Origin of the sequence: Shewanella violacea DSS12, from assembly GCF_000091325.1 — a bacterium.
Lineage (GTDB): Bacteria > Pseudomonadota > Gammaproteobacteria > Enterobacterales > Shewanellaceae > Shewanella > Shewanella violacea.
In genome coordinates this window covers 966,317-990,755 of sequence record NC_014012.1, presented here as the reverse complement: position 1 = coordinate 990,755, position 24,439 = coordinate 966,317, and the positions used below count along the sequence as shown (strand labels likewise).

At 45.3% G+C, this 24,439-nt stretch carries 19 protein-coding genes and 1 riboswitch; of the genes, 10 read left to right on the top strand and 9 right to left on the bottom strand.

Features of this window, described 5'->3' with window-relative positions; translation table 11 throughout:
- Positions 1 to 117: 117 nt before the first annotated feature.
- Positions 118 to 237, bottom strand: a riboswitch (cyclic di-GMP riboswitch).
- Between the two features lie 322 nt (positions 238 to 559).
- From SVI_RS04025 to SVI_RS04015, 3 genes are all read right to left on the bottom strand, one after another.
- On the bottom strand, positions 560 to 1,777 hold the full coding sequence (locus SVI_RS04025) for a M24 family metallopeptidase (RefSeq protein ID WP_013050136.1): 1,218 nt from the start codon (positions 1,775 to 1,777) through the stop codon (positions 560 to 562).
- A gap of 474 nt (positions 1,778 to 2,251) precedes the next feature.
- The gene (locus tag SVI_RS04020) at positions 2,252 to 3,028 is read right to left on the bottom strand and encodes an ROK family protein (RefSeq protein ID WP_041419663.1); all 777 of its coding nucleotides are present in this window, start codon (positions 3,026 to 3,028) and stop codon (positions 2,252 to 2,254) included.
- A gap of 83 nt (positions 3,029 to 3,111) precedes the next feature.
- Positions 3,112 to 4,320, bottom strand: a complete 1,209-nt coding sequence (locus tag SVI_RS04015; RefSeq protein ID WP_013050134.1) for an MFS transporter — start codon at positions 4,318 to 4,320, stop codon at positions 3,112 to 3,114.
- Between the two features lie 271 nt (positions 4,321 to 4,591).
- On the opposite strand from SVI_RS04015, the gene SVI_RS04010 reads away from it, so the two are divergent.
- A complete protein-coding gene (locus tag SVI_RS04010; RefSeq protein WP_013050133.1) occupies positions 4,592 to 6,379 on the top strand; it encodes an aminopeptidase P family protein in 1,788 nt (595 codons plus the stop codon).
- 59 nt (positions 6,380 to 6,438) lie between these two features.
- On the opposite strand, the gene SVI_RS04005 is transcribed toward SVI_RS04010, so the two are convergent.
- Positions 6,439 to 7,725: an EAL domain-containing response regulator gene (locus SVI_RS04005; protein WP_157608655.1), complete on the bottom strand. Its 1,287-nt coding sequence runs from the start codon at positions 7,723 to 7,725 to the stop codon at positions 6,439 to 6,441.
- 479 nt (positions 7,726 to 8,204) lie between these two features.
- On the opposite strand from SVI_RS04005, the gene SVI_RS04000 reads away from it, so the two are divergent.
- Positions 8,205 to 9,512 (top strand): DEAD/DEAH box helicase, encoded by a 1,308-nt coding sequence (locus SVI_RS04000; RefSeq protein ID WP_013050130.1) that lies wholly within the window; start codon positions 8,205 to 8,207, stop codon positions 9,510 to 9,512.
- 21 nt (positions 9,513 to 9,533) lie between these two features.
- On the top strand, positions 9,534 to 10,160 hold the full coding sequence (locus SVI_RS03995; RefSeq protein WP_041419662.1) for a DUF2913 family protein: 627 nt from the start codon (positions 9,534 to 9,536) through the stop codon (positions 10,158 to 10,160).
- Positions 10,161 to 10,251: 91 nt separating this feature from the next.
- On the opposite strand, the gene SVI_RS03990 is transcribed toward SVI_RS03995, so the two are convergent.
- Positions 10,252 to 10,884 (bottom strand): OB-fold-containig protein, encoded by a 633-nt coding sequence (locus tag SVI_RS03990; RefSeq protein ID WP_013050128.1) that lies wholly within the window; start codon positions 10,882 to 10,884, stop codon positions 10,252 to 10,254.
- Between the two features lie 211 nt (positions 10,885 to 11,095).
- Here SVI_RS03990 and SVI_RS03985 point away from each other — a divergent pair, with 211 nt between their 5' ends.
- The 4 genes from SVI_RS03985 to SVI_RS03970 all read left to right on the top strand — a co-directional run bounded on the left by SVI_RS03985 (position 11,096) and on the right by SVI_RS03970 (position 14,020).
- A complete protein-coding gene (locus SVI_RS03985; protein WP_013050126.1) occupies positions 11,096 to 12,586 on the top strand; it encodes a carboxypeptidase M32 in 1,491 nt (496 codons plus the stop codon).
- Positions 12,587 to 12,626: 40 nt separating this feature from the next.
- Positions 12,627 to 13,106: a GNAT family N-acetyltransferase gene (locus SVI_RS03980; protein ID WP_041419660.1), complete on the top strand. Its 480-nt coding sequence runs from the start codon at positions 12,627 to 12,629 to the stop codon at positions 13,104 to 13,106.
- Positions 13,107 to 13,190: 84 nt separating this feature from the next.
- The gene (locus SVI_RS03975; protein WP_013050124.1) at positions 13,191 to 13,445 is read left to right on the top strand and encodes a DUF2960 domain-containing protein; all 255 of its coding nucleotides are present in this window, start codon (positions 13,191 to 13,193) and stop codon (positions 13,443 to 13,445) included.
- A gap of 65 nt (positions 13,446 to 13,510) precedes the next feature.
- On the top strand, positions 13,511 to 14,020 hold the full coding sequence (locus tag SVI_RS03970) for an RDD family protein (protein ID WP_013050123.1): 510 nt from the start codon (positions 13,511 to 13,513) through the stop codon (positions 14,018 to 14,020).
- A 579-nt stretch (positions 14,021 to 14,599) separates the two neighbouring features.
- On the opposite strand, the gene lptG is transcribed toward SVI_RS03970, so the two are convergent.
- Complete coding sequence (lptG, locus tag SVI_RS03965) at positions 14,600 to 15,658, bottom strand: LPS export ABC transporter permease LptG (RefSeq protein ID WP_013050122.1); 1,059 nt, start codon at positions 15,656 to 15,658, stop codon at positions 14,600 to 14,602.
- The gene (gene lptF, locus SVI_RS03960; RefSeq protein WP_013050121.1) at positions 15,655 to 16,767 is read right to left on the bottom strand and encodes an LPS export ABC transporter permease LptF; all 1,113 of its coding nucleotides are present in this window, start codon (positions 16,765 to 16,767) and stop codon (positions 15,655 to 15,657) included. The genes lptG and lptF overlap by 4 nt, the downstream gene beginning before the upstream one ends.
- A gap of 233 nt (positions 16,768 to 17,000) precedes the next feature.
- On the opposite strand from lptF, the gene pepA reads away from it, so the two are divergent.
- Positions 17,001 to 18,509: a leucyl aminopeptidase gene (pepA, locus tag SVI_RS03955; protein ID WP_013050120.1), complete on the top strand. Its 1,509-nt coding sequence runs from the start codon at positions 17,001 to 17,003 to the stop codon at positions 18,507 to 18,509.
- 154 nt (positions 18,510 to 18,663) lie between these two features.
- Positions 18,664 to 19,308: a LysE family translocator gene (locus SVI_RS03950; RefSeq protein WP_013050119.1), complete on the top strand. Its 645-nt coding sequence runs from the start codon at positions 18,664 to 18,666 to the stop codon at positions 19,306 to 19,308.
- Positions 19,309 to 19,349: 41 nt separating this feature from the next.
- Here SVI_RS03950 and SVI_RS03945 read toward each other — a convergent pair whose 3' ends face one another.
- Positions 19,350 to 19,865 carry a VOC family protein gene (locus tag SVI_RS03945; protein WP_013050118.1) on the bottom strand — a complete coding sequence of 172 codons (516 nt, stop codon included), beginning with the start codon at positions 19,863 to 19,865 and terminating at the stop codon, positions 19,350 to 19,352.
- 189 nt (positions 19,866 to 20,054) lie between these two features.
- Positions 20,055 to 20,447, bottom strand: a complete 393-nt coding sequence (locus SVI_RS03940) for a DCC1-like thiol-disulfide oxidoreductase family protein (RefSeq protein ID WP_041419658.1) — start codon at positions 20,445 to 20,447, stop codon at positions 20,055 to 20,057.
- A 685-nt stretch (positions 20,448 to 21,132) separates the two neighbouring features.
- Between SVI_RS03940 and SVI_RS03935 the strand changes: the two genes are divergently transcribed.
- On the top strand, positions 21,133 to 24,324 hold the full coding sequence (locus tag SVI_RS03935) for an FG-GAP repeat protein (protein WP_013050115.1): 3,192 nt from the start codon (positions 21,133 to 21,135) through the stop codon (positions 24,322 to 24,324).
- Positions 24,325 to 24,439 lie beyond the last annotated feature (115 nt).

The following is a 24,439-nucleotide window of genomic DNA, read 5'->3' as shown; positions in this document are numbered from 1 at the left end:
AATAATCAATAAGGCAAACAAAGCGTGAACAGGATACCAACCTATCCTTACAACCATGGATGCTAGTGATATCGGCCAACCCCGGCTCCACATCAAACATCACACGAAGAGATTTCCTGAAGTATCCCCGCTATCTTAGGTACTGCGATAATACTGAGACAACGACCGCCTCAACACTATCCCCTTAGACCGGAGGCTTTGCGTCCCAATCTTTCGATTGGTTTGCCTTTTATTCAAATTAGCCAAAGTCAGATGACAACGCTGTCATCACTTGTTTAGCATAGGCTTAATTTGATCAAAAATACAACATAATTTTAAGCAAGAACGCAAAGCACTGATAATAGGAGAGTTGATTAGAAATTAATCATGGTGAGAATAATACATTATCAAAGAAAACTAACGGATAGCAAAAATCAGCCTAACTTAGCCTTCAGCTTAAATGAGAAGTTTTACGGGGATTTTGATTAAAAAATTTAACCTTAGACTTAGCGCTAGAATTAGTCAAAAAAAACGGGGTTAGTCGAAACTAAACCCGCTTATTTTAATATTTTGTTATGGTTCAGGCCTCATAACCGAACGGGTCATCGATGGAATGCATTGGCTTGGTAAACCATACCGCACCTTGCTCTGTCATGTAGAAATGATCTTCATGACGCACACCAAATTCGCCCGGTACGCATAACATGGGCTCGTTGCTAAAACACATACCAGCAGCCAGCGGGGTTTGATCGTTAAGGACCAAATAAGGCCACTCATGAATGTCTAAGCCGATACCGTGGCCGGTTCTATGTGGCAAACCAGGAACATTGTAACCTGGGCCAAAACCTGCAGTTTCAAGCACATCACGGGCCGCTCTATCGACACTGGCACAAGGGGCGCCTATCTTAGCCGCTTCAAATGCAGCAAGCTGAGCATCTTGCTCATGTTGCCAAATCTCACGTTGTCGCTCACTCGGCGTACCAAACACAAAGGTACGAGTGATATCAGAGTTATAGCCTTGCAGCTGACAACCTGTGTCGATAAGCACAATATCATTCAGATCTAGCGCCTTAGGCGACTTGACCCCATGGGGATAAGCACTGTCTTCACCGAATAAGACTATGCAGAAGTAAGAGCCTGCAGGTGCACCCACAGCTTTGTGAGCATCATTGATAAAGGCTTCAATTTCACCGACTGTGATACCTTCTCTCAGGATGCGAGCCGCCGCTTTATGTACCTCAAGGGTCATATCTTTAGCACGTTGTAACAAACTCAGTTCAATGTCTGATTTAATCATACGACAACCGGCGGTAACCGGTTTAGCGTTGACATAGTCATACTGGGAATGTGCCTGACGCACACCATCGAAGATGAAGAAGGCCGCAGACTCATCGATACCAACTTTTCCGCTATCAATATTCATCTGCTTGAGCACTTCACCAAACAAGGCATAAGGGCTCTCATCTTCTTGCCAAGTATTCACCTTACCTTCGATAACCATATAGCCTAATAGGGTATCGACTTCGAATCCCGGAGCAATATATTCCAATTCGCCAACGGCTGGAATGATGGCGCCAACCATACGCTCGCTGGCATACCAGCGAGTACCAGTATAGTAATACAGGTTAGTGCCCGCATTGATGTAGATGGCTTCTAGCCCCTGAGCCTTCATCAGCTCCTGAGCCTTCTTGATACGCGCACTATACTCACTCTTGGAGATAGGCTTAGTACCCTTGGTCATATCATTCAGTTTTGCCAACTCTTGCATTGCGGTCGAACCGCCCACACCTAAGGTCATAGGATTACCCTTTTATATTTTTATGTTTTTATCTAAGAGTCAAAGCCAGATGCCTTGCCAAAGATTATGTCTTGTTCGGCTCTGATGCTTACCTCTAAATGAGGCCATCAGCCGATACTTAAATTAGAGCTACTTTCTAGCATAAAATATACAAAGGGTCAGTAGAAATTTTTTCAGAATAAGAGAAAAGAGAATAACAACGAGGCATAAAAAGTAATATTGATTGTCTAAAGCAGGGAGATAAGCGCAATAAAACGATATCACGCTCACTGGAAATAAGGCCTCGATTTTACCTTCTGAAAAATGAAGTGCTGTGATGCCAGCTAAGCAATACTCATGAAGTCACTAAGCCTGCTGATCGAGCAATACTTTTAACCCACGACACACTAATGTTTCCATATCATCGACCCGGGCGATTTTAACCTCTGAAAAATGAAGTGCTGTAATACCAGCTAAGCAATACTCGTGGAGTCACTAAGCCTGCTGATCGAGCAATACTTTTAACCCACGACACACTAATGTTTCCATATCATCGACCCGGGCGATTTTAACCTCTGACAGCGGAGCTGTTAACGCCAAATCATTGAGAGAACTGATGCATCCCATATAGTAATCTGAACTGTTCATCATGCCACCAGCGAGCCAGATACGATTGGGGTTAAACAAGTTAATCGCCCAAGCGATCCCCATTCCCAAGTATCTACCAGCACGATTGAGATCTTTCTGGCTCTTGATCCCCCGGACTCTAATTGAGTCACCGCTGGCAAGCCGCTCTAAACTAAACTCTCCGGATTCGGTCATCACCCTACAATGACCCAACTCACCGGCAAAACCGCTAGCTCCGGAGAAGATTTTTCCGTTGATAGATATTGCCATCCCGATCCCAGTGCCACACATGATCAATAACTCACAATCATACTTAGGATTCAAAATTGCGTGCATACCTGCATCAGTATCGTTACTCAACAAGACTGTTTTAGCCCGAGAGTGTAAATTATCTAGGGTGAAATTATTCAAACAAGGCAGTGACTTACACGATACAAGTCGACCATTTTTTACTAGACCAGGTACTGCTATGGCGAGTCCATAATCCACTAGCCCATAGTCTGACTCCAGCTCAGATAAGTGTTTATTCAAGCTCTCAATACCGAAGCCGTCACCGGTAGGGATCTTATACTGCTCGACTCGGTCTCCCAGATGCATCTCAAATAATGCCTTAGTACCACCAATATCGACCGTAATCGTTTGCATCTTTTGCTCCACTGAAACTCGTATTGTTTGAATATTTTATATGAGCAAAATATTAGCATGTTTTCAGTTAAAATGAGACTAGCTTATTCACTCGACTGGGTAGCTAAGAGTTTGCTTTGGTTGATTTTCCAGCAAGAAATCAAGAATAACTGAACTCCGATAAATGGAATGCAGATAATAAGTAACACTTGCCAACCAAGTTGATTAATAACCCAGCCAGCACTGAGAGACGCTATGGCTTGGGAGCCAAAAACTAAGGTGTCATTGAATGCTTGGACCTTAAAGCGCTCATTGGGGCGATAACAAAGGGGCAGCAATACCGTCCCCCCCACAAATAACAAATTCCAACCTAGGCCAAGCAATACCAAAGCCGCCCAATAGTTAAGTACATCATTGCCCATTAAGGCTGTCACTATGGTAACCAAGTAAGCTAATAAACCTGTGAGCATTATTTTAGACACACCCAACTTTGCCACCAGATAACCGGTAAACAGAGACGGTAAATACATGGCGATGATATGGCTCTGAATCACCCATTTAGTATCGGCGATGGAGTGATGCTCTATATGATGCATATGCAGAGGTGTCGCTGTCATCACAAAACTCATCATGGCAAAACCTATCATGGCCCCGGCTATCGCGACCCAAATCTGTCCCTGATTCAATATGATCTTTAACGGCCTAATATCTCCCTGTTCCTCAGTGCTAACATGAGATGATGTAAGCCTATCTTCTCGATAGAAACTGAGTGTTACCCCTGCAAGCAGACTTACCATGGTGAGAAACAAGAAGGCCCCGACATAAGGAGTCTCTATTAAATCTCCTCCCAACACGGCAAGCTCAGGCCCCAAGAATGCGGCGACCAAGCCTCCGAGCAAGACTCTCGATGTCGCCTTAGCTCCCAACTCTGGCGCTACTGACTCCATCGCTGCGAAGCGGTATTGCTGGATAATTGCACCAGCCGATCCCAGAAGAATGCCGCTTAAACAAAAAAGTACAAAATTGTGCTCTTGAGTTGCATAGGCTGCAACTAATCCTGCAACTCCCGCAAGAACAGACCCGCCGATAAAGACTTTTTTCCGGCCTAAACTGCGCATCAGTTGAGTCACGGGCAAGATAGATATGGCGACACCAACCACCATAGACGCTATGGGCAGCGTCGCTAATGTGGGACTAGGAGCAAGCTCGACACCTATAATCCCACCCAGTAGCATCATCATAGGTGCAGCGCTCATGGCAAAGGCTTGGGCTAAGGTAAGCACCCAAACATTAAATGGCATTTTCGTTTCCATTATTAAACTAATTCCTTTAGGTACTTATCTGCTGCACCCAATCTAATTGATTTAACAACTGCTGTAACAAATATTGTGTTTCAAAGTTTACATCTCTTTCCTATTTGAGCTTTTTAGGCTTAACAATCCCTGCTGTTTCACTTCCCACATTCAACAGCAACTGCGATAATCGCTTCCAATATCGGCTTCCAGCCAAATAATCAATAAGAGTAATTCTGATAATACTTGCCTCTAATCAGAGATGCATGAGTCAGTAAACACCGGAGTATTTATGCCTCAATCTATTGCCGCACGACTCGATGCGGTTCGCAGTGAGATGGCCAAAGCCAACCTCGATGCCTTTATTATCCCCCGCGCCGATGAATACTTGGGCGAGTATGTTCCCCAGCGTAATGAGCGCATGCAGTGGATCAGTAACTTTACTGGCTCTGCCGGCATGATCATCATCCTCAAGGAAAGCGCGGCGATCTTTGTCGATGGTAGATACACAGTTCAGGTCAAGCTTCAGGTCGATGGCGAGTTATTTCAATATATGAGTCTGACCGATACACCACAGATCCAGTGGCTAACAACAAGCTTAGATGCCGATGCCCGTGTAGGTTACGATCCACGCCTGCATCCATTAAGCTGGCAAAAATCAGCTGATAGCCAGCTAAACAAGGCACAAATGGCCTTAGTTGCCGTCGACGAAAACCCTATCGATCTTCATTGGCAAGACCGCCCTTTGGCCTCTAGTGCTCCGGCGATCCTTTTCGATGAGAAACGTGCGGGTAAAACTAGTCAACAAAAACGTCAAGAGATAGGAGCTCTAGTAGCTAAGTCCGGCGCAGATATGGCCCTTATCACCTCACTGGATTCATTTTGCTGGTTACTCAATATCCGCGGTAATGACGTGCCTCGTCTGCCAGTCATTTTAGGCGCAGCCCTATTAACAGCCAATGGCGATATGACCCTGTTTACCGATATCCATAAACTGCCAAGCGGTACATCTGAGCATGTAGGCTCAGGAGTCAGTTTCAGAGCAGAGAGTGAACTTAAGCATGCACTTGGGGAGCTTTCTGGGGTTAAGTTACTTGCAGACCCTAATTCGAGTAACGCTTGGTCTCAGCTGGCTGCAGAGCAGGCAGGTGCGATTCTTATCCCAGGTTTCGATCCAGTGTCTCTGGCCAAAGCACAGAAAAATACCACCGAGCTTGCTGGCATGCGTGCCAGCCATATCCGTGACGGCGTGGCGGTTAGTCGTTTCTTAGCCTGGTTAGATAATGAAGTAGAGGCCGAGCACTTTCATGACGAAGGCGTACTGGCCGACAAGCTGGAGAGCTTTCGTTTAGAGGATGAGCTTTATAAAGAGCCTAGCTTCGATACCATCTCTGCCGTGGGTGCGAACGCCGCTATGTGTCATTACAATCACAACAATGGCATCCCGGCTACCATGACCAAAAACAGCATCTATCTGGTTGATTCTGGCGCTCAGTATCTAGATGGCACCACAGATGTCACCCGAACCATAGCCATTGGAGAAGTCACTAGCGAACACAAGAAGATGGTTACCTTAGTGCTTAAGGGACATATCGCACTGGATCAGGCCAAGTTTCCCCGCGGCACCACAGGCCAACAATTAGACGGTTTCGCGCGTCAATACTTGTGGCAACATGGGTTTGATTATGATCACGGCACGGGCCATGGTGTGGGTCACTTCCTCAATGTTCATGAAGGCCCCCAGCGCATAGCTAAAAACAGCAATGATGTCGCCCTGCTACCAGGAATGGTGGTATCCAATGAACCTGGCTATTATCGCGCCGAGGAGTTTGGTATTCGTCTGGAGAACCTTGTTGCCGTGCGCCCATGTGAAGCCCTGGCCAACGCAGAAAGAGAGATGTTTGAATTCGAAGCATTGACGCTAATCCCCATGGACTCACGCCTCATAGATAAGAGCCTGTTAACTGACATCGAGCTAAACTGGTTTAATGATTATCATCAATTGGTGTACAAGACACTGTCCCCCTTGATGCAAGGTCGTGAGCTCACCTGGCTAGAAAATGCCACTAAGGCCATTTAGCTGTTACGTTTATAACATCATAAAAAGCAGGCTAATCATGCCTGCTTTTTATTTGCCTGCTAAATACTATAGTGCGACATTCTATCCTTAGATACCTCGGCTGAGGTCAGACTTGCATTGGCTGTTTCTGCGGGCACTTTACTGACATCCAGCTTAGATTCACCGACTTTTTTATGGGCTTTAAGCCAACGCATCAAGTCATCGAATGGTTTAGGTCGACAAATCAAATACCCTTGTAAGAGTAAGTTATCAATTCTCTCGAGATAATTAAGGTCCTTAAGATCTTCGACTCCTTCGGCTACCAGTTTAATTCCGAGTTTACCGCTGATTTCCTGTAAAGATTTTAGAATAGTTTGTGCGAGAGGATCATGGTGGATGCCCCTTACAAAACTCATGTCCAACTTTAGTTCGCTAATAGGTAAGCAACACAGCTGGTTGAGGTTAGTATATCCGGTGCCAAAATCATCGATGGCTACGCCGAAATCGTGTAAGCGTAGGCGGCTAATATTCGAATACTGACTCTGCTCACTCAAGGCCTGATTCTCGGTGATCTCTATGGTGAGTTTAGAGGCTTGCATTTGATGGTCATGGCAATATTTTAGCAATCGATTAGGCCAGCTAGCCTGGTTCAATTGGCTTGGACTCAAATTAATGGAGAGACCACAATCAGTGCAGGAGTCATCTTGGCTTATCTTCTTCCACTGGGATAATGCCTTATTGATTAACTTTTCAGTCAAGTCGTCGAGCAAGTTATGCGACTCGGCTAACTCAAGAAAGCGGTTAGGTGAAATCAATTGCAATTGATTACCAAGCTGAATGCGACATAAGACTTCAAACCCAACAATCTTGCCCGTCCCTGCATCCATCTGAGCCTGAAAATAGGGAACAAGCTTATTTTCATTTAAGGCCTTATGTAGCTCATCGAGGGAGATTGAAGCGGGCTTAGGTACTAGGTCTGATTCCATCATATATAATCGCTCAAGACACAGCTTGAGCTGCTTAGTCGAAACAGGCTTAGTTAACGAGCCAAGAAGACGAAGCCTTGAATTAACGACAATTTGAGCAGCAGCTTCAATTATACGATTTTCCATCCCTGAAGCTATGATGATCCCCCCTCTATAACCAATCTCACTTAGATTCATCAAGAGTTCGATACCATCCATATTCGGCATGTGCAGATCGACTACAACGACTTGATAGTCTTTGTCATACTTGGTCAATATTTTAATCGCCGATACCGCATCGGTACAATATTCCACACGGTTAACATCTAGTTGCATCAGGTATTCGCTCAGGATACGGCAACAAGCTAAGGAATCATCGATGACGAGTACATTAATAGACATATTAATTCTCACTTTAGGTAGCGATGAGCAAAGAAATTCGGGGAGAAGGGACTGGGAAAAAAGGTAAAACCAGAAAAATACATGATAAGAAGTCATCGAATAAATGACGAATATTCCCTTTCAATGCACAAGTAAAAAGTGCCATATAGCCTCCATGCGTTATATCACGTCTACCCATAGCATTCAGTCCTGAATACAGATTTAATCGGATAGAGATGAATCCAATGAAGCCTAGTCCAAAGGGCTGAGCTGTCAAATCATTCGACTATATTCCTGTCTGTACTGGCTCAAATATATTGCAAAGAAAGCCAGCATGAGCCTGATATGGAGCAGAAAATGATATGCTGTTAAAACCGGGTGAAAATTGCTATACTCCGCCGCCGCGAATTATTCGTGGTTTAGGCGCTCACCGCCTGATGGATAAAGAAGATTACCTGCATATGGCTAGGTGACCGAACAAGTTAAATAGAGGCCCCAAGATGAGATTTGAATCTTTTAGTTTTGCTCCCGAGATTTTGCGCGCTATCTCTGAATGCGGTTATCAAAAAATGACGCCTGTTCAGCAAGAAGCCATACCTGCAATCCGCCGCGGCCAAGATGTCTTAGCCAGTGCACAAACTGGCACAGGAAAAACAGCTGCATTTGCACTGCCTATCCTGCAGAAGATATTCGATAACCCGATGGAGACCCAGAGATCGAATGCACGGGCACTTATCCTCACACCGACACGTGAACTCGCTTCTCAGATTGCCGAAAACATCAGTGATTACAGCAAGTATATGGATGTCTCGGTATTGACCATCTATGGTGGGGTTAAATTAGAGACTCAGGCACAGAAGCTTAAACGTGGCACTGACATCATAGTTGCCACACCGGGCCGCCTGCTGGAGCATCTTCAAGCCTGTAACTTAAACCTGTCTAATGTCGATTTCTTGGTGCTGGACGAGGCCGATCGTATGTTAGATATGGGCTTTATTAGCGATATCCAGAAGATAATGCAGGCCGTCAATAAGCAACGACAGAATTTACTCTTCTCGGCTACTTTCTCCAGTGCCGTGAAGAAGCTGGCCAATGACATGTTAGTCAAGCCTAAGCTTATCAATCTAAACAGCCAAAACAGCACAGCAGACACAGTTAGCCAGGTCATTTACCCAGTTGAACAACGCCGCAAGCGCGAGCTGCTCTCCGAGCTTATCGGTAAGAAAAACTGGCAACAGGTTCTGGTCTTTACCGCCACACGCGATGCCGCTGACAAACTAGTCAAAGAGCTTAATCTAGATGGCATCACATCATCTGTGGTCCATGGTGAAAAGGCTCAGGGTACTCGCCGCCGCGCCTTAAGAGAATTTAAAGAGGGTAAGGTTCGCGCCTTAGTCGCTACCGAAGTGGCTGCGCGCGGTCTAGATATTCAAGATCTAGAATACGTAGTTAACTATGACCTACCTTTCCTTGCTGAAGATTATGTTCACCGTATTGGTCGTACCGGTCGTGCGGGTAAGTCAGGAGTGGCCATCTCACTTGTGAGTCGTGAAGAAGAGCGCACCCTGTACGATATCGAAACCTTAATCGGTAAGAAGTTACCTCGTGTCACAATCCCAGGATATGAAGTTGGTAGCCGAGATATGCTGATCAAGCAACTCCATAAGCGTCGTAGCTTCGCCAAGAAACAGCAGCGTGACGATAATGCTGGTGCTCAGGTCGTCGCCGAGAGAAATATGCAAGATCGTCGAGTAAAAGTGAAAAACTCCTCTAACAGACCGGCCACCAAGGTCAAAAAAATTCGCTAAAGGCTTAAAGGAAGTAACTTGATGACTCGATATAATCAGGCTCTCATTGAAATAACTCAAGCAGGCCTTGCTGCACTCGAAGAGCGCAGCAAGAGCAATAATGTCGTTAAAACAGCGGCTGCCGAGAGTCATTTTTTGTGTAACTGGATGGCCCAAGCCCTGAAGGAGCGACGCTTCTCTAAGTTGATCGCTAAAGAGCTTACTAAATGGGTCAGTGATGCCCGCAGCATGGGCGCAGCGGCCCAACTTCCCGCTCTATTGCAACGCATAGAGAGCCAATATTTGGCAGCGGAAGGAAAACAGACATTGGGTGCGTCCCTGAACGCTATGCTAAGTGAGCTTAGAGAAAATGACTGGGTCGTTATCTTAGATTGTGAAGTGACCACTAAGCTAAAGCTAGATTGCAGTGGCCAAAATAGTCTGGTTATCTCGGATGAGCAATATGATGGACACATAGATGGCGATAAGCTAACTAAAACCATCACCCTCTATGTCCGTGCCAATGAGCAAGAATTTGCAAAAGTGGCTGCAAAACACGGTTTACTCTTGAGCCAAGGCAATAAGAAGTCCAGCCTGATTAAACATCACAAGGCTTATCTCATCTGCCCAGGAAATCAGCAGCCGGCCATGGCGCTACTTGTAGAATAAAACGAATAAAACGAATAAAACGAATAAAATAGGCTGGTAAATACCTATGAGTATTAACCAGCCTAAATTTCCTCAAAAACATCCTCAGCAATTAAGAATCAAATCTAGCAGCCAACCATACCGCTCCGTCCTTTCTAAGCAACACCACTTGAGTCCCTGGATTAAATACTATGCCAGGTAATTCCGGCTCAACCAGCACATAATGTTTCTGCTGATAAAGGTCTTTAACTAAGGCTTCACTGGGGTTGCCCTTAATCGCACAACCTATGGTCACAGTACCAACGCTACCTAGTAAGCCATCAGTCGTCACTTCATGGGAATCATTCTGAGGTAATATTTTGATGACGGCAGCACCAAGATAGCGGCAAGAGAAAGCGGTAAAAAAAACTGCGATAGGCAAGGTGGCGCTCTGGGGAAGCAGCTCATTGCTGATCACCAATGAGATGTAATTACTGCCATAACCAGAAATTGAAAAACTGATCAAGGCCAGTACAAACCAGATAAACAAGGGCAGTCGATCTAGACAAAGCCAGCCAACAATCCAGGTCAATCCACTCCCGCACGTCGGACGTTCCCCATCGAGATCACTTGGGGCCCAATCATCCAGCGCCCCTACAAGGCTGTAGCCAATGCACAGGGAGAACGCTTCGAACACGCCGAGTATAAGAACAAAAGAAAGAGAGAGAGTAAAAGGTAAATTAGCTTGAGTGAGAAAAAAGTCCACCAGGTGTCGCCTCCATGTGTATTACAGCATCCATTTTATTGAAACTAAACATGATTAGTGAACTCACCTTGTTCACTATCGCAATCTGTATAGTCTCTGAAATCATAGCAAAGCCAAAACAATATAGAAACTATATTAGGATTTAAGATTTTCAGCACTGATGAAGATTGAGTGATAACATTAAGCATGTAAAAAATTATGAAGAGCCGGCATGACACACTCACCCAATCCCCCTCATTATCAACGCTTAACCGAACACTTTCAGAAGATCGCCCACTTCGAACACCTTAGCGCCTTAGGCGACTGGGATCAGGCCACCATGATGCCTGTTGGCGGCAGCGAAGGTCGCGGTGCAGCAATGGCGGAACTGGCTCGTCATATTCATGAGCTAAAAACAGATTCATTTATCGAAACCAGTATCGAGGAAGCAGAAGAGGAGCTACTCGATAGTCACCAAATGTCTAACCTCAGAGAGATCCGTTATCAGTTTATGCAAGCCAATGTTGTACCAGCGGATCTTGTTCAGGCTAAAACACAGCTGGCCTACCGCTGCGAACACGCATGGCGTGACCAGAGAGCCAATAATGACTGGCAGGGATTTAAGCCTAATCTGCAAGCCCTAATGAAACTGGTAAAAGAGGAAGCTTTAATACGCGCACAGGCACAGGAGCTCACTCCCTACGATGCCCTGCTGAACAAGTTTGAACCTGGCATGACTACCGCACGCCTAGAGCATGTTTTTGGCGACCTAAAATCATGGCTACCTGGCTTGATTGAAACGGTTCAAGGGCAGCAAGCCGGTGACAATGAGATATCCTTAGCTAAATACTCGGCACAGAGCCAAGAGGCACTAGGCCGGGATGTGATGACATATCTGGGGTTTGATTTCAGCCAAGGTCGCTTAGATGTTAGTAGCCACCCTTTCTGTGGCGGCGTACCCGGTGATATACGTTTAACCACTCGTTATGACGAAGCGGATTTTACCAGTGGCTTGATGGGAATAGTCCACGAAACGGGACATGCCAGATATGAACAGGGACTGCCGAAGGAGTGGCGCGGTCAGCCTGGTGGCGGTCATCGTTCCATGGCAATACATGAGAGCCAGAGTCTATTCTGTGAAATGCAGCTGGGTCGCGGCAAGGGCTTCCTTTCACAAATCCAGCCCAAGATACGTAAACACCTAAACAGCAGGCTCACCATAGAAGAGCTAAATCACATCTATACTCGAGTCAAACCAGGCTTGATACGAGTCGATGCCGATGAAGTCACTTATCCGTGTCATATCCTATTGAGATTTGAAGCCGAAAAAGGCTTGATCGACGGTAGCTTAGAAGTGGCTGATTTACCCGAATTCTGGGCAGAGCAGATGAAGTCTCTACTCGGTATAGATACCCGTGACGATTATCGAAATGGTTGCATGCAAGATATTCACTGGGCCGTAGGTGAACTAGGTTACTTCCCAAGTTATACCTTAGGCGCCATGTATGCGGCGCAATTTAGATTCGCCATGGAAGCAAGTCTTGGGCCGGTCGATGAACTTCTGGCCCAAGGTAACATAGATCAGGTTTTCCATTGGCTCGACAAGAATATCTGGTCTCAGGGCAGTTTATTAACCACAGAAGAGCTGGTAAGACACGCCACAGGGGAGACCCTAAACCCCAAATTCTTTAGGCATCATCTAGAGCAAAGATACCTTAAATAACGTATCATACGGGGATAAATTAGCCTGCTAGAGTAAAATGATGCACCTGCGAAATATCGACTCCGGTGACTGGGCGAGTATCCTCTTGATTCAAGAGGAATGTTACCCGGAAATTGAGCCTGAGTCTTTGGGTGTATTGCAGAGCAAATGGCTATTATCCCCACAAAGCTGTTTTGTCGTAGAGACAGGCAAGCAAGTGGTCGGTTACTGTCTGGCGCATCCTTGGATACTCGGCTCACCTCCATCTCTGGAACAAGTAATAAGCCAGGTTGAAAAGGCCGATACCTTATATCTCCATGACATTGCCCTATCGGCTCATGCTCAAGGAAAAGGTGCCGGGCGCGCCGCTGTCGAAAAGCTGTTAACATTTGCTCGGCAGTGGGAATTTGACAGTATCTCCTTAGTCGCCGTCCAAGGCGCCAGTAGCTACTGGAAAAAACTAGGCTTTGTGCAAGAGCCTATCGATAAGAGCCTGAACACTTATACTGCAGATGCCTGCTATATGGTCTTCAAGGTATAGCTGATATGACGGCAGTTTAAGCCGCTTAAGAACTCGTATCAGAACAAATAAACAATTAGTACAAGAGAATCAATAGAGAGAATTATGGCAGTTAGAGTAACGTACCAATATAAGAAGCAGGCGAAAGAGATAAACTTTGCTTATGACAAGCACCATGATATCCATGAGGCCATTGCAGCAGCCGAAGGCATCGACCTTACTAGCTACCATATGATGGCACAGCAAGTGGCCATGACTTCGAAAGGTTCTGCCGCAGTCAGAGACTTCAGAGATAAAGAGTTCGCTCGAATGGGCTTTAGTGATATCTATTACATAAAAGATGACCCAAAAGCCAAATAGCCTGAAGCTTAGAACCTATTACCTTAGAAACAGCGAGAGTAAACATCAAAATGACCCAAAGCTCAATGCCAAACCGCGAACACGCTAACTTTCCTCGAGCGGGATTTTTTCGTCGCTGCGGCGCTGGCGTCTATGATCTTCTACTCGCTGTAGCCGTCTATATGATAGCCGGCGCCATAGGTTTTGGCGTGTTTACCCTCCTCACCTCTTCAGGCTTAATAGACATGGGCAGCTATGAGCATGTATCAGACCTGCTTAATGGCGACTCTCTTTATAAGGGCCTTTACCAGCTCTGGATAGCGCTCTGTGTGGGTCTATTTTACATCTCCTTTTGGAGTTACGGCGGTCAAACCTTAGGTATGCGAGCCTGGAGACTGAAAATCCAACATCCTAACGGCCAGAGCCTGAGTATGATCACAGCCTCGGCACGTCTGGTATGGTCCCTGCTGGGGATAGGCAATTTGTGGGTCTTGATCAACGGCGATAAGCTAGCCCTACAAGATATGATGACACGTTCGGAAGTCGTGGTTTTGTCGAAAGAAGCCAACCAGATGCGTAATTGGCGCGGCGTTTAAAGCTAGAATTAGCCATAGGCTATTAGCTGCAAGTGGTAAGTGGTAAGTGGTAAGTAAAGCCCTGAGGTTTCTCCTATGCCACTTACAGCTTAAAACTTACAAGTCTAAACCCAACTTGCTTTGGCACCGATTGACATGAGTTTACTCCAACTGGCACAAACTCACTTCAATTATGCAAGGTCACTCTTGCTCAACATGTTCAGCAAAATTCCTCCCCTATAACTTTCAGACTGAATTTCAATCAGCTGACATAAATCTGAATCCTTTTTAAGCCCTTTATGGCCCAGATCTAATGCCTCTACAATAGCCAGAATAACAGTCAGAATGAAACTTCCGCTTATGACTGATACCGATTGGTATTGAGTGTATTTGAAACTAAAGGTATTAATGGCCACACAGGAAAGTTTAAGCCGGTGTATTTAACATAGTCGGCATATGCTCAAAGAACATGGGCGCAGCAGTCCCAATTAAGAATGTTAGAGGCAGGCTTTCAAAAGCTGGTGTTTTCGAAACTTGTAGGAGTAATGAATGACTCAAGCCCTCAAGCATAAGCCTGAAGGGCTAGAATACTCAGCTTAGCTACTTTCTAATAAAATAGATGGCTATGGTACTAAATATCAGTGCAGGCATCACGGCGCCGAGGAAGGCCGGTAGCCCATAGACCAGAGTCAGAGGTCCGAATATTTCACTGCTGATATAGAAGGTGAAACCAGCAATAACCCCTAACAATACACGAGCCCCCATGGTCACGGTTCTCAAGGGACCAAACACAAATGACAGCGCCACCAACATCATCACAGCAACGGTGACGGGCTGCATGATTTTACGCCATAGCGCTAGCTCATAACGTCCAGAATCTTGGTTGTTCACCTTAAGATAGTCCAGATAACCCATCAAACCTTGAATGGAGAGTGATTCAGGCTTGACCGAAACAACACTCAACTTGTCAGGTGTCAGTGTCGAATCCCAGCGATATAGGGTTAGGTCTGTCAGTGTTACCTTGTCCTTGGTCAAATCTGTTTGCCTGACATCGATTAGACGCCAGTGATCGTTTGAGTATACACCGCGCTCAGCGTGAATGGTCTTCACTAAGGTCAAGGTGCTATCGAACTCATACAAGGTAATATTATGCAGTCGGTTAATATTTTCTACTTCACCAATATTGACGAACAGATCACCATCTTTTGCCCAGATCCCACGGCTTGATTTGATCAGGCTACCGCCGGATACCTTGAATGCTTGCAGTTCATTGGCACGCCTTTCCGCAGCTGGTGCGCCCCACTCACCCAAGACCATAATCATCAACATAAGTGGCACGGCAGTCTTCATCGCCGACAGAGTGATCTGAAAGCGAGACAAGCCGGCAGACTGCATCACCACCAGTTCCGATCCCGAAGCCAAGGTGCCCATGCCAATCAAGGCACCGAGCAATACCGCCATAGGGAAGAACATCTCGATATCCCTAGGGATAAGAAACAGCACATAAATGCCTGCATCTAGCATGGTATAACTACCACGACCTACGACACGAAGCTGATCAACCCATTTTATGATGCCTGACAAACCTGTGAGAATAAGCAAACACAAGGCCGAAGCACTGACTAAGGTTCTGGCAATATATAAGTCTAATATTTTCACGCACTGGCCCTCTTGCGCTTAAATATTCCGCTCAATTTAACACCGGAAGGACGCTCTTTACTTAAGAGAAGTATCCCTAAGAAGAGGGCGGATGCATGTATCCACCACATCCCTAGGTACTCAGGTACCACACCATCCTCCAGCGCTTTACGTCCGGCAATCATCAAACCAAAATAGCCAAGATAGAGCAAAATAGCCGGGAACATTTTAGCAAATTTTCCCTGTCGCACATTCACTCTGGCCATAGGCACTGCAATAAGTGTCATTAAGGGGATCGCTAAGGGGATAGCCAGACGCCAATGAAATTCAGCCGTAGCCGCAGGTCCATCTATATCCATCAAGTCATTGATTGGCATGGCGGAGAGTTTACGACGGCGCTCATCGACCGGCTGCTCCTTGATCTGCATCTGGTAACCACCGAATTCGATGATCTGAAAATCCACATGTTTAGGCCTTGCCTGATATTGCACACCATCACTCAACTGTAGACGCTGGCCACCGGTATCATCCTCGATGACCTTACCACCTTCGGCAACCACAATATTGCTCATACCGGATTCATCATCCGGATCGGGTAGTTGAGCCACGAACACTTTTTGCAGCTCGTTATTTCGACCAATACGTTCGACAAAAAGCACCGCTCTGCCATTAGGACTGGTTTGAAAGCGCCCCTGAGTAATGGCTGCCAAACCAGCTTCAGACTGAGCGTTCTCCAGTACCTGATTCTGCCTCTCTTCGGCCCAAGGTGTGACATAAACCGACAACATAGCGGTAAAAATCATATTGCCCACGGCCAATAATAGAGTGACTCGAGTGATATACCACTCACTCACCCCCACACCGTGAAGAATCACCATTTCACTGTCGGCATACATTCGGCCATGAGCCATTAAAATACCGAGAAATAAACTCAGAGGTATGACCAAAACCAACAGATAAGGTAAATTAAGACCCAACAGAGTCATGACTAACGAAGCTGGAAATTCTCCGTCAGAAGCATCTGCGAGTACGCGAACAAAATGTTGGCTTATAAAAATAGCTAAAAGTACTAAAAGAACGGCTATTTGTGCCTTTAAAACTTCTCGAATCAAATATCTAAATACAATCACAGGCAGGATCCGGTCCCTTAACTTATAATTATGCTGGTAACAGGTAAACTTTCATGTAGACTGTCTACTTTTGGTAGTTTTGTAACCAGCCATTAACTAAATATGGCATAAAAAACACCTAAAAAAATAAACTTCGATGTACCAAATTTAGGCCCATTTTTGGCCCTTTTGGGGCACAAGCGGACATTATCTAATAAATAATAAAATTTGTCTTTAAGAATCTAGGAGAGCTCATGGAGTTTAGCGTTAAGAGCGGTAGTCCGGAAAAACAGCGTTCGGCCTGCATAGTAGTTGGTGTATATGAACCAAGACGTTTATCGGGGATTGCTGAGCAACTTGATAAAATTAGTGAAGGCTATATCAGCAACCTACTTCGTCGTGGGGATCTCGAAGGCAAGCCAGGGCAGATGCTTCTTTTACATCATGTGCCTAACGTTCTCAGCGAACGCGTGCTTTTGGTTGGTTGTGGTAAAGAACGTGAGCTCGATGAACGTCAATACAAGCAGATCATCAACAAAACTATCACTACGCTTAACGAGACTGGTTCAATGGAAGCCGTTTGCTTCCTGACAGAATTGCACGTGAAGGGTCGTGATACTTACTGGAAAGTTCGTGAAGCCGTTGAAACAACACAGAACAGCCTTTACAGTTTCGATGCACTGAAAACTAACAAGGGTGAGACGCGCCGTCCGCTACGCAAGCTAGTATTCAATGTACCGACACGCCGTGAATTGACTGTAGGTGAGCGCGCAATCGAACATGGTATGGCCGTATCTGCTGGTATGCATCTTTGTCGCGACGTTGCCAACATGCCGCCTAACATCTGTAATCCTGCCTACCTGGCATCACAAGCTCGCCAAATGGGTGAGACCTGTGAAGAGCTAACTGTGACCACCTTAGGTGAAGAGCAGATGACCAAGCTGGGTATGAACTCATACGTTGCAGTAGGCCGTGGCAGTGCCAACGAATCTATCATGACAGTGATGGACTACAAGGGCGCAGTCGACAGCACTCAGAAGCCAATTGTCCTAATCGGTAAAGGTCTGACATTTGACTCAGGTGGTATCTCACTTAAGCCTGGCGAAGCCATGGATGAGATGAAATACGACATGGGCGGAGCCGCTGGTGTTATCGGTGTCATGAAAGCCCTTTGTAACCTCAATCTTAAAATCAACGTGATAGGTATTCTTGCTGGCTGTGAAAACATGCCATCGAGCAATGCTTACCGTCCGGGTGATATCCTCACCACTATGTCGGGCCAAACTGTCGAAGTGTTAAACACAGACGCAGAAGGTCGCCTGGTATTGTGTGATGTATTGACCTACGTCGAGCGTTTCGACCCTGAGTTAGTTGTCGATACAGCAACTCTGACAGGTGCCTGTGTTATCGCACTGGGTAAACACGCTTCGGGTCTATTCTCTGGTCATAACCCTCTAGCACACGAGCTATTAAATGCCGGTGAGCAGAGTGGAGATCGCGCATGGCGCTTGCCGCTGTGGGATGAGTATCAAGAGCATCTTGAAAGCCCATTTGCCGATATGACTAACCTTGGCGGTCGTCCCGCTGGTGCAATCACGGCAGCTTGCTTCCTGTCTCGCTTCACCAAGAAGTACAACTGGGCACACTTAGATGTGGCCGGTACTGCTTGGAACAGTGGCGCGAACAAGGGCTCTACCGGTCGTCCTGTACCGCTATTGACTCAGTTCCTGATCAACCGAGCGGGTGTTCCTCAAGGGGAATAATACATATCTTGCTTAGTTAGGCCGAAAGGGCGAAGAGTTATCTCTTCGCCCTTTTTCTTTGCTTCAAATTTGAAAAATATATACACGCATTAATAATACTGGTAAAAGATGCAAATCTAATGTGGGTTACGTTTAGGCAATTCAAGGAGTACATATGGAATTAAGCACAATCTTAATGTTTGTTATTGCATCTCTATCGATCAACCTGATCCCTGGGCCAGATGTGGTGTACATAGTCTCTAATACCATGAAGGGTAAATTAAAATCAGGTATAGCGGCTTCTCTGGGGCTAGGAGCTGGCTATCTGGTACATACTTTAGCCGCGGTATTTGGCTTATCGGCATTAATACTAAGCTCAGCCTTTCTGTTCAGTGTCGTTAAATACTTAGGCGCAGCCTACCTGTTATATTTGGGGATCACCTCTCTAATAAACTGTTACAAGGGACAATCAAAACTGGTTGCCAATACTGATGATACTGAGACTCAAATGACTAGTGTAAGGAATGTGTTTACACAAGGGGTCGTTGTGAGCGTGCTAAACCCCAAAGTTGCTATGTTTTATCTGGCTTTCTTACCACAATTCATCGATATATCTTCTCAGTCAGCGACTAAAGACCTAATGATTTTAGGTCTCTTATTCAGCGTTCTGGCAACAGGCTGCAATTTAGTCTATTCCTTCTTGGGCAGCATACTATTTAGTAGCCCAAAAGCGGCAAAGTATTCCAGAGGGATAGAGGGAGGTTCAGGCCTCATACTGGTGGGATTAAGTGCAAAAATTGCCTTGAGTGAAAGTCAGTAAATTTATGCACTAAATGTGGGAGTTGCCTCATGGAGCGGCTCTCACATGATGAGTTCTGGGGCTCCTGGCCCCAGTGGCTGACCATAGCTGAACTCAACAAAATTGCCATCGGGATCTTTGACGCCGCAATAATATCCCGCAGGGTATTTATCGTTCCGCACGCCCCAGACTAATATGCCCTCTTCCTCGGCACGCATTGCTACCTTATCTACGGCGGCTTTACTCTCTAGTGCAAAACCTAAGTGGGAAAAATCATTCATCTGCTGATGATGACCACACCCTCCGGGAAGTATCACAATGATAAATTGCGACTCCTGCCCCGGCTCACTTAGCCAGACAATACGCTTTTCTCCGCTTGGTCGTTCATGGCTGTTATCACTTGGTCGCTCATGGCTGTTATCACTTAGGCGCTCATGGCTGTTATCACCTTGCTGCTCATGGCTGTTACCGCTGGAGCGTTCATGAATAATATGCATGCCAGCATAGGAAGAATAAAAGTCGACGCAGGCTTCAACATCCATGACATGCAAAGCGATATGAGTCAGTGCTATCGCCATCTATTCCCCCCACCCTTCGTAATAATGTCTGTTTACGATAAATATCAAAGGTATACATGACACGCATAGCATATGAGTCAGTACCATCGCCATCTATAACCCTCTTCATAACCATGTAGTTTCAGCTTAAATATCAATAACACAAATAACATGCAGGCAAGCAGACATATGGGTCAGTGCCATCGTCAGCTATAATCTCCCTTCACATTTAAGCCGCCGATAAACAGCTTTACGATACCAATTCGATAAAACCGGACGAAGATATTTTAGCTCCATCAACCAGGTTAATGGCTTCAATATTGGCACTCTTAGCATCAGAACTATGTAGGCATCAAGCTCAGATACGACTCTAGGCTGGTTAACATTGTCACATTCGCCAATGATCACATGCAGCTGGGTCAACGCCTTAAACGGCAATATACCCCAAGCCTTCAACTTGTCGTCTTGACCTGTGATATCGAACCAGTTGACCCCTTGGGCATGACGTCCCGCAATACGTAAATAATTATCTCTATCCTTAATACATCTAGGACAGGCACCATCGTAGAGGACAAGGATCCGAGTAGTAGAAATAATCTTCATAGCTCAATTCTAGATGAATCTAGCATAATTGCAGAGTGCGATTAAATATTTAGAAATTGAGATTTTAATAAGGCTTAGAATGGCTATCAAGTAAACATGCCCCTTGCTAGCATTTGAATTAATCAAGTATAAGAGCAGGATTTTACTGTTTAAATCCTGCTCACCCTTACAGCTCTTTTCTTTAAGAAGATTTACATTGTAGAACCTCTACATATCCTCGAAGCCCACAGCCCTTTCAACATCCACCCGGTAAGAAACACATCTATTTTCTTTAATATTCTATACCCTCCCCCTCAAAATCATTTGGGTCAGCTAATAGTTAATTTTAAATTTAGTACAAAGAAAACTTATATCAACATATTGTATCCAAATGTGAAAAGACTTACATTTGACACACTTATACGCAACCACCTGCGGATTCTCAACTTTTGTATTACCGCAATCAGGGATATGAAGTAACAGGCTGCGATAAGTTTCTCGCAGAACAGAAAAATGCCCTAGAGCATAAATTATTTAGACTCACGGATGAGTAGTCCCCCCTCCCTCCTCCGTAATTACAATCATTTTCATGACTAACACTCTTTGTTAATTAAAAGTATTAGTTAGAAATCGTAGTCAATCTGGCTATTTGGAAGTATGTGCCGGGCTCACAAGAGTCCGCCTCAAGTAATTAAAGGAATATCAGATGTCAAAAAAAATAATTAAATGGAGCCCCCTGGCTCTGGCAATAACTTTATCAGCCTGTGGTGGCGGAGAATCGCAACCTTCAGATGAAAAAGCTATAGCAATTGATGTGCCTACCACCTCCCCTGTTAAACTTGAATTAACAGTACATCCTCTTTTTGCAGCCTTATATACACAAAAAATTGTCACTAATAATGCTACAACAACCACTGGATTAGGATTTACTAGCCAAGCTAAATTATTGGCTCAGTCAGCACCTGCATTGCAGAAAATACGTATTGAGCCTCTATCCATTCCAGATGGACTCATAGTCACCGAAGACACACGTTTCGATGGTCAGATGTTGGTAACCTCAATCTCAACAGGTGCAGAACAGACTTTAGATTGGCCCATTACGTTAAAAACTGACACGAGTGTGGTCTCACATAGAACCTTGAGCTTAGCCCCTGACACATATGACTTTGTAGTGATATTAGAAAAAGGAACACAACAATATATAGCTCAGTCTTTGGCCGTGGTTATTACCAATGACACCACCCCTGAAGTCAATCTGGTACTGCAACCTCATTTAGGGAATACCAGCGTCACTCTGGAAGATATTAACGAATTAGCAAAATTGAATTTTCAGTTCGATGTCACCGAACTGAAGCAGATGCTTAATCCTAAATTAGGTATTAGTCTCGATGGCGGCGATGAATTAGTGTATGCCCTAAATAAAGATTTTGGTATTACACAAATACTCTTGTCTGTAGGGGATGGTGATTATGAACTCGAACTTAAGCTATATGATGACAACCGACTAGTCGGTATGATGCGCAGTGAATCAGTCAATATTCTATTAGAAGAAGGTGTTACTACCAGTATCGATATTATTCCGTTAAGTGCCGATGTCGATTTCAGTTTTGATATGAGTAATAACGAAAGCACATTTAATATCGCAGTACCTGAAGTATTAATCGATCGAGTTGGCGGAGTAGATAAACTAGCCTTAGTCATGCGACTTAATGCCGGCTCAGGAGAAATAAACTCAAACAGTGAAACTATTCACGGCTTTAAACTCGAAGATGGCATCTATAAAATAGCCGATTCTAAACTGCCTCTGTTTGAAACTCTAGGCCAAGACACAGTGACGGCCTATTTAAGCTTCTATACCAAACGTGAAGATAATCAATACTCTGGTACACCGCTTGCCAGCTGTAGCTTCGAAGTTGAAGTCGAAATCGCACAGACTTTTGGCTGTGAGCTTAATATTGACGTCTCCCATCAAATCAGTGGCAGCTTATTATCGACTCTGATGCTGAGCGTGGTCAGTGGAACAGATCCAGAACTAGCCAAAGGTGCCAGCGTTTATCTGGATGAGACTCTAATCGGTCTCACCGGTAGCCAATTTAACACAGCCTCGCTAAAAACTTACTTAAGTCCTGGCGAGCACAGTATACGTGTTGAGAAAGGTCAGCTCACAGCCAGCTTTACCGAGACCTTCGCCCCCCTATCAGTCACTAACCGCTTGTTGTATCTCGCTGACGAAACCCCGCCAGAAATCACCTTTAATAATGTTCTTCCACTGGCTACGGGCGTTAAAACCTTCTTACTAAGCTGGCAAGATAATGAAAACTGGGCCAGTGAGTACCAAGTATGCCTATATAACGAAACCTTAGTCGATAGTGAATTCTGTAGCCCACTAGGTGACCCCGTCACCGACACCCAAGCCGAAGTCTATCTAGAAAGTGCACTATTGACCGATAACCCACAATTTATGATCCTGGCCCGTAACGGTAGTCAAAGCGTCGCCAGTGATCTGGTCACCCCAAGCAGAGCCCAACTGGATGCTGCCATTGGCTACTTTAAAGCATCGTATATTGGAGGAACGGTTTATTTTGGTCGTTCGGTAGCCTTAAGCGCCGACGGAAAAGTAATGGCTGTGGGAGCAAGAGCAGAAGCATCTGATGCTACAGGGCTAAATGGCGATCAAACCAATAGAAATGCGAGTGGTACAGGCGCGGTCTATCTGTTTAAGCGCGATGGTAAAATTTGGCAGCAAACTGATTATATTAAACCTTCCATAGCTAAAGGGCAGAGTTTTGGTTCAAGCCTTGATTTGAGTGCCAACGGCCAGACTCTGGTGGTTGGGGCTCGAAGTGATGGTTCGAATAGCGGAGGCATAAACGCTGACGAAAGTGATACAACCGCTGTAGCCAGTGGCGCCATATATGTGTTTCGTCAACATGGCGGCACATGGAGTCAAGAGGCTTATATCAAGCCGAACCAACCTGATGCTAATGATTATTTCGGCGCAGCGCTAGATCTGAGCGATGATGCTAACTACTTAGTTGTGGGCGCTAATGGCGAGGACTCCCGCGCAATAGGTGTCAATGATGAGAGCTATGGTGGAGAAGTAGATAATAACTCAAGCTATAGCGGCGCTGCTTATATATTTGCCTTCAATAGCGGTGTCTGGTCGCAGCAGGTCTACTTTAAGGCTAGCAATGCTGAGGCTGGTGATTTTTTTGGGTCATCGGTGGCCATTAACAGCGATGGCAGCACCCTGGTAGTTGGTGCTACTGGTGAACGTTCATCTGATATGGGCATAAATGGAGTTGAAAGTAATAATAGCGCGGTGAATCGAGGTGCAGCCTATGTATTCCAACGTCAAGGGGATAATTGGACCCAACAAGCATATGTTAAGCCTAATTCTAGTACCACACATTTTGGTAAGGGTGCAAGTTTAAGCTCCACCGGAGATACTCTGGCAATAGGTGGATCTAACAAGTCTTTTATTTACCAGAGAATTAATGGCCAATGGCAAGCACAAGCCTATCTAGATTATGTTTCAGGTATTAGCCTAGCTTCGCAGCTAAGACTCAGCGCTGATGGACAGCACCTTTTTATCGGGAATTCTACAGGTGATAATACCCGTATAGATTCCGATATAGGTACAAATGTAATTGATGGTGACTCTTTTGTGGGTATAGCCGTGCAATATAGTCTACTCGGTGACAGCTGGCAGAGAGTGAAAAACTTTCGCGGGGCAAACACCGGAAAAGGTGATCAATTTGGAACTTCGCTTGCCATTGATGCCACAGGCTCAACGTTAGCAATTGGCGCTATTGGAGAAAATTCTTCGGCAACTGGCGTTCAAGGTAACCAATCATTGAATGATATGAATGGAGCTGGGGCCGTTTACATTTATTAAAGAATGGTGAGTCACAGAAATAGGCCGTGACACGGATGTCACGGCCTAGGCTATCCAGGCTATCTCTGTAGAAGGAAAAGTGCACTCAAGGTTGAACGTGCCAAGTATCTAAGCA

Coding starts and splice junctions, on each gene's coding strand:
- SVI_RS04025 (WP_013050136.1), bottom strand. CDS start 1,777: ATGACCTTAGGTGTGGGCGGTTCGACCGCAATGCAAGAGTTGGCAAAA.
- SVI_RS04020 (WP_041419663.1), bottom strand. CDS start 3,028: ATGCAAACGATTACGGTCGATATTGGTGGTACTAAGGCATTATTTGAG.
- SVI_RS04015 (WP_013050134.1), bottom strand. CDS start 4,320: ATGGAAACGAAAATGCCATTTAATGTTTGGGTGCTTACCTTAGCCCAA.
- SVI_RS04010 (WP_013050133.1), top strand. CDS start 4,592: ATGCCTCAATCTATTGCCGCACGACTCGATGCGGTTCGCAGTGAGATG.
- SVI_RS04005 (WP_157608655.1), bottom strand. CDS start 7,725: ATGTCTATTAATGTACTCGTCATCGATGATTCCTTAGCTTGTTGCCGT.
- SVI_RS04000 (WP_013050130.1), top strand. CDS start 8,205: ATGAGATTTGAATCTTTTAGTTTTGCTCCCGAGATTTTGCGCGCTATC.
- SVI_RS03995 (WP_041419662.1), top strand. CDS start 9,534: ATGACTCGATATAATCAGGCTCTCATTGAAATAACTCAAGCAGGCCTT.
- SVI_RS03985 (WP_013050126.1), top strand. CDS start 11,096: ATGACACACTCACCCAATCCCCCTCATTATCAACGCTTAACCGAACAC.
- SVI_RS03980 (WP_041419660.1), top strand. CDS start 12,627: ATGCACCTGCGAAATATCGACTCCGGTGACTGGGCGAGTATCCTCTTG.
- SVI_RS03975 (WP_013050124.1), top strand. CDS start 13,191: ATGGCAGTTAGAGTAACGTACCAATATAAGAAGCAGGCGAAAGAGATA.
- SVI_RS03970 (WP_013050123.1), top strand. CDS start 13,511: ATGCCAAACCGCGAACACGCTAACTTTCCTCGAGCGGGATTTTTTCGT.
- pepA (WP_013050120.1), top strand. CDS start 17,001: ATGGAGTTTAGCGTTAAGAGCGGTAGTCCGGAAAAACAGCGTTCGGCC.
- SVI_RS03950 (WP_013050119.1), top strand. CDS start 18,664: ATGGAATTAAGCACAATCTTAATGTTTGTTATTGCATCTCTATCGATC.
- SVI_RS03945 (WP_013050118.1), bottom strand. CDS start 19,865: ATGGCGATAGCACTGACTCATATCGCTTTGCATGTCATGGATGTTGAA.
- SVI_RS03940 (WP_041419658.1), bottom strand. CDS start 20,447: ATGAAGATTATTTCTACTACTCGGATCCTTGTCCTCTACGATGGTGCC.
- SVI_RS03935 (WP_013050115.1), top strand. CDS start 21,133: ATGTCAAAAAAAATAATTAAATGGAGCCCCCTGGCTCTGGCAATAACT.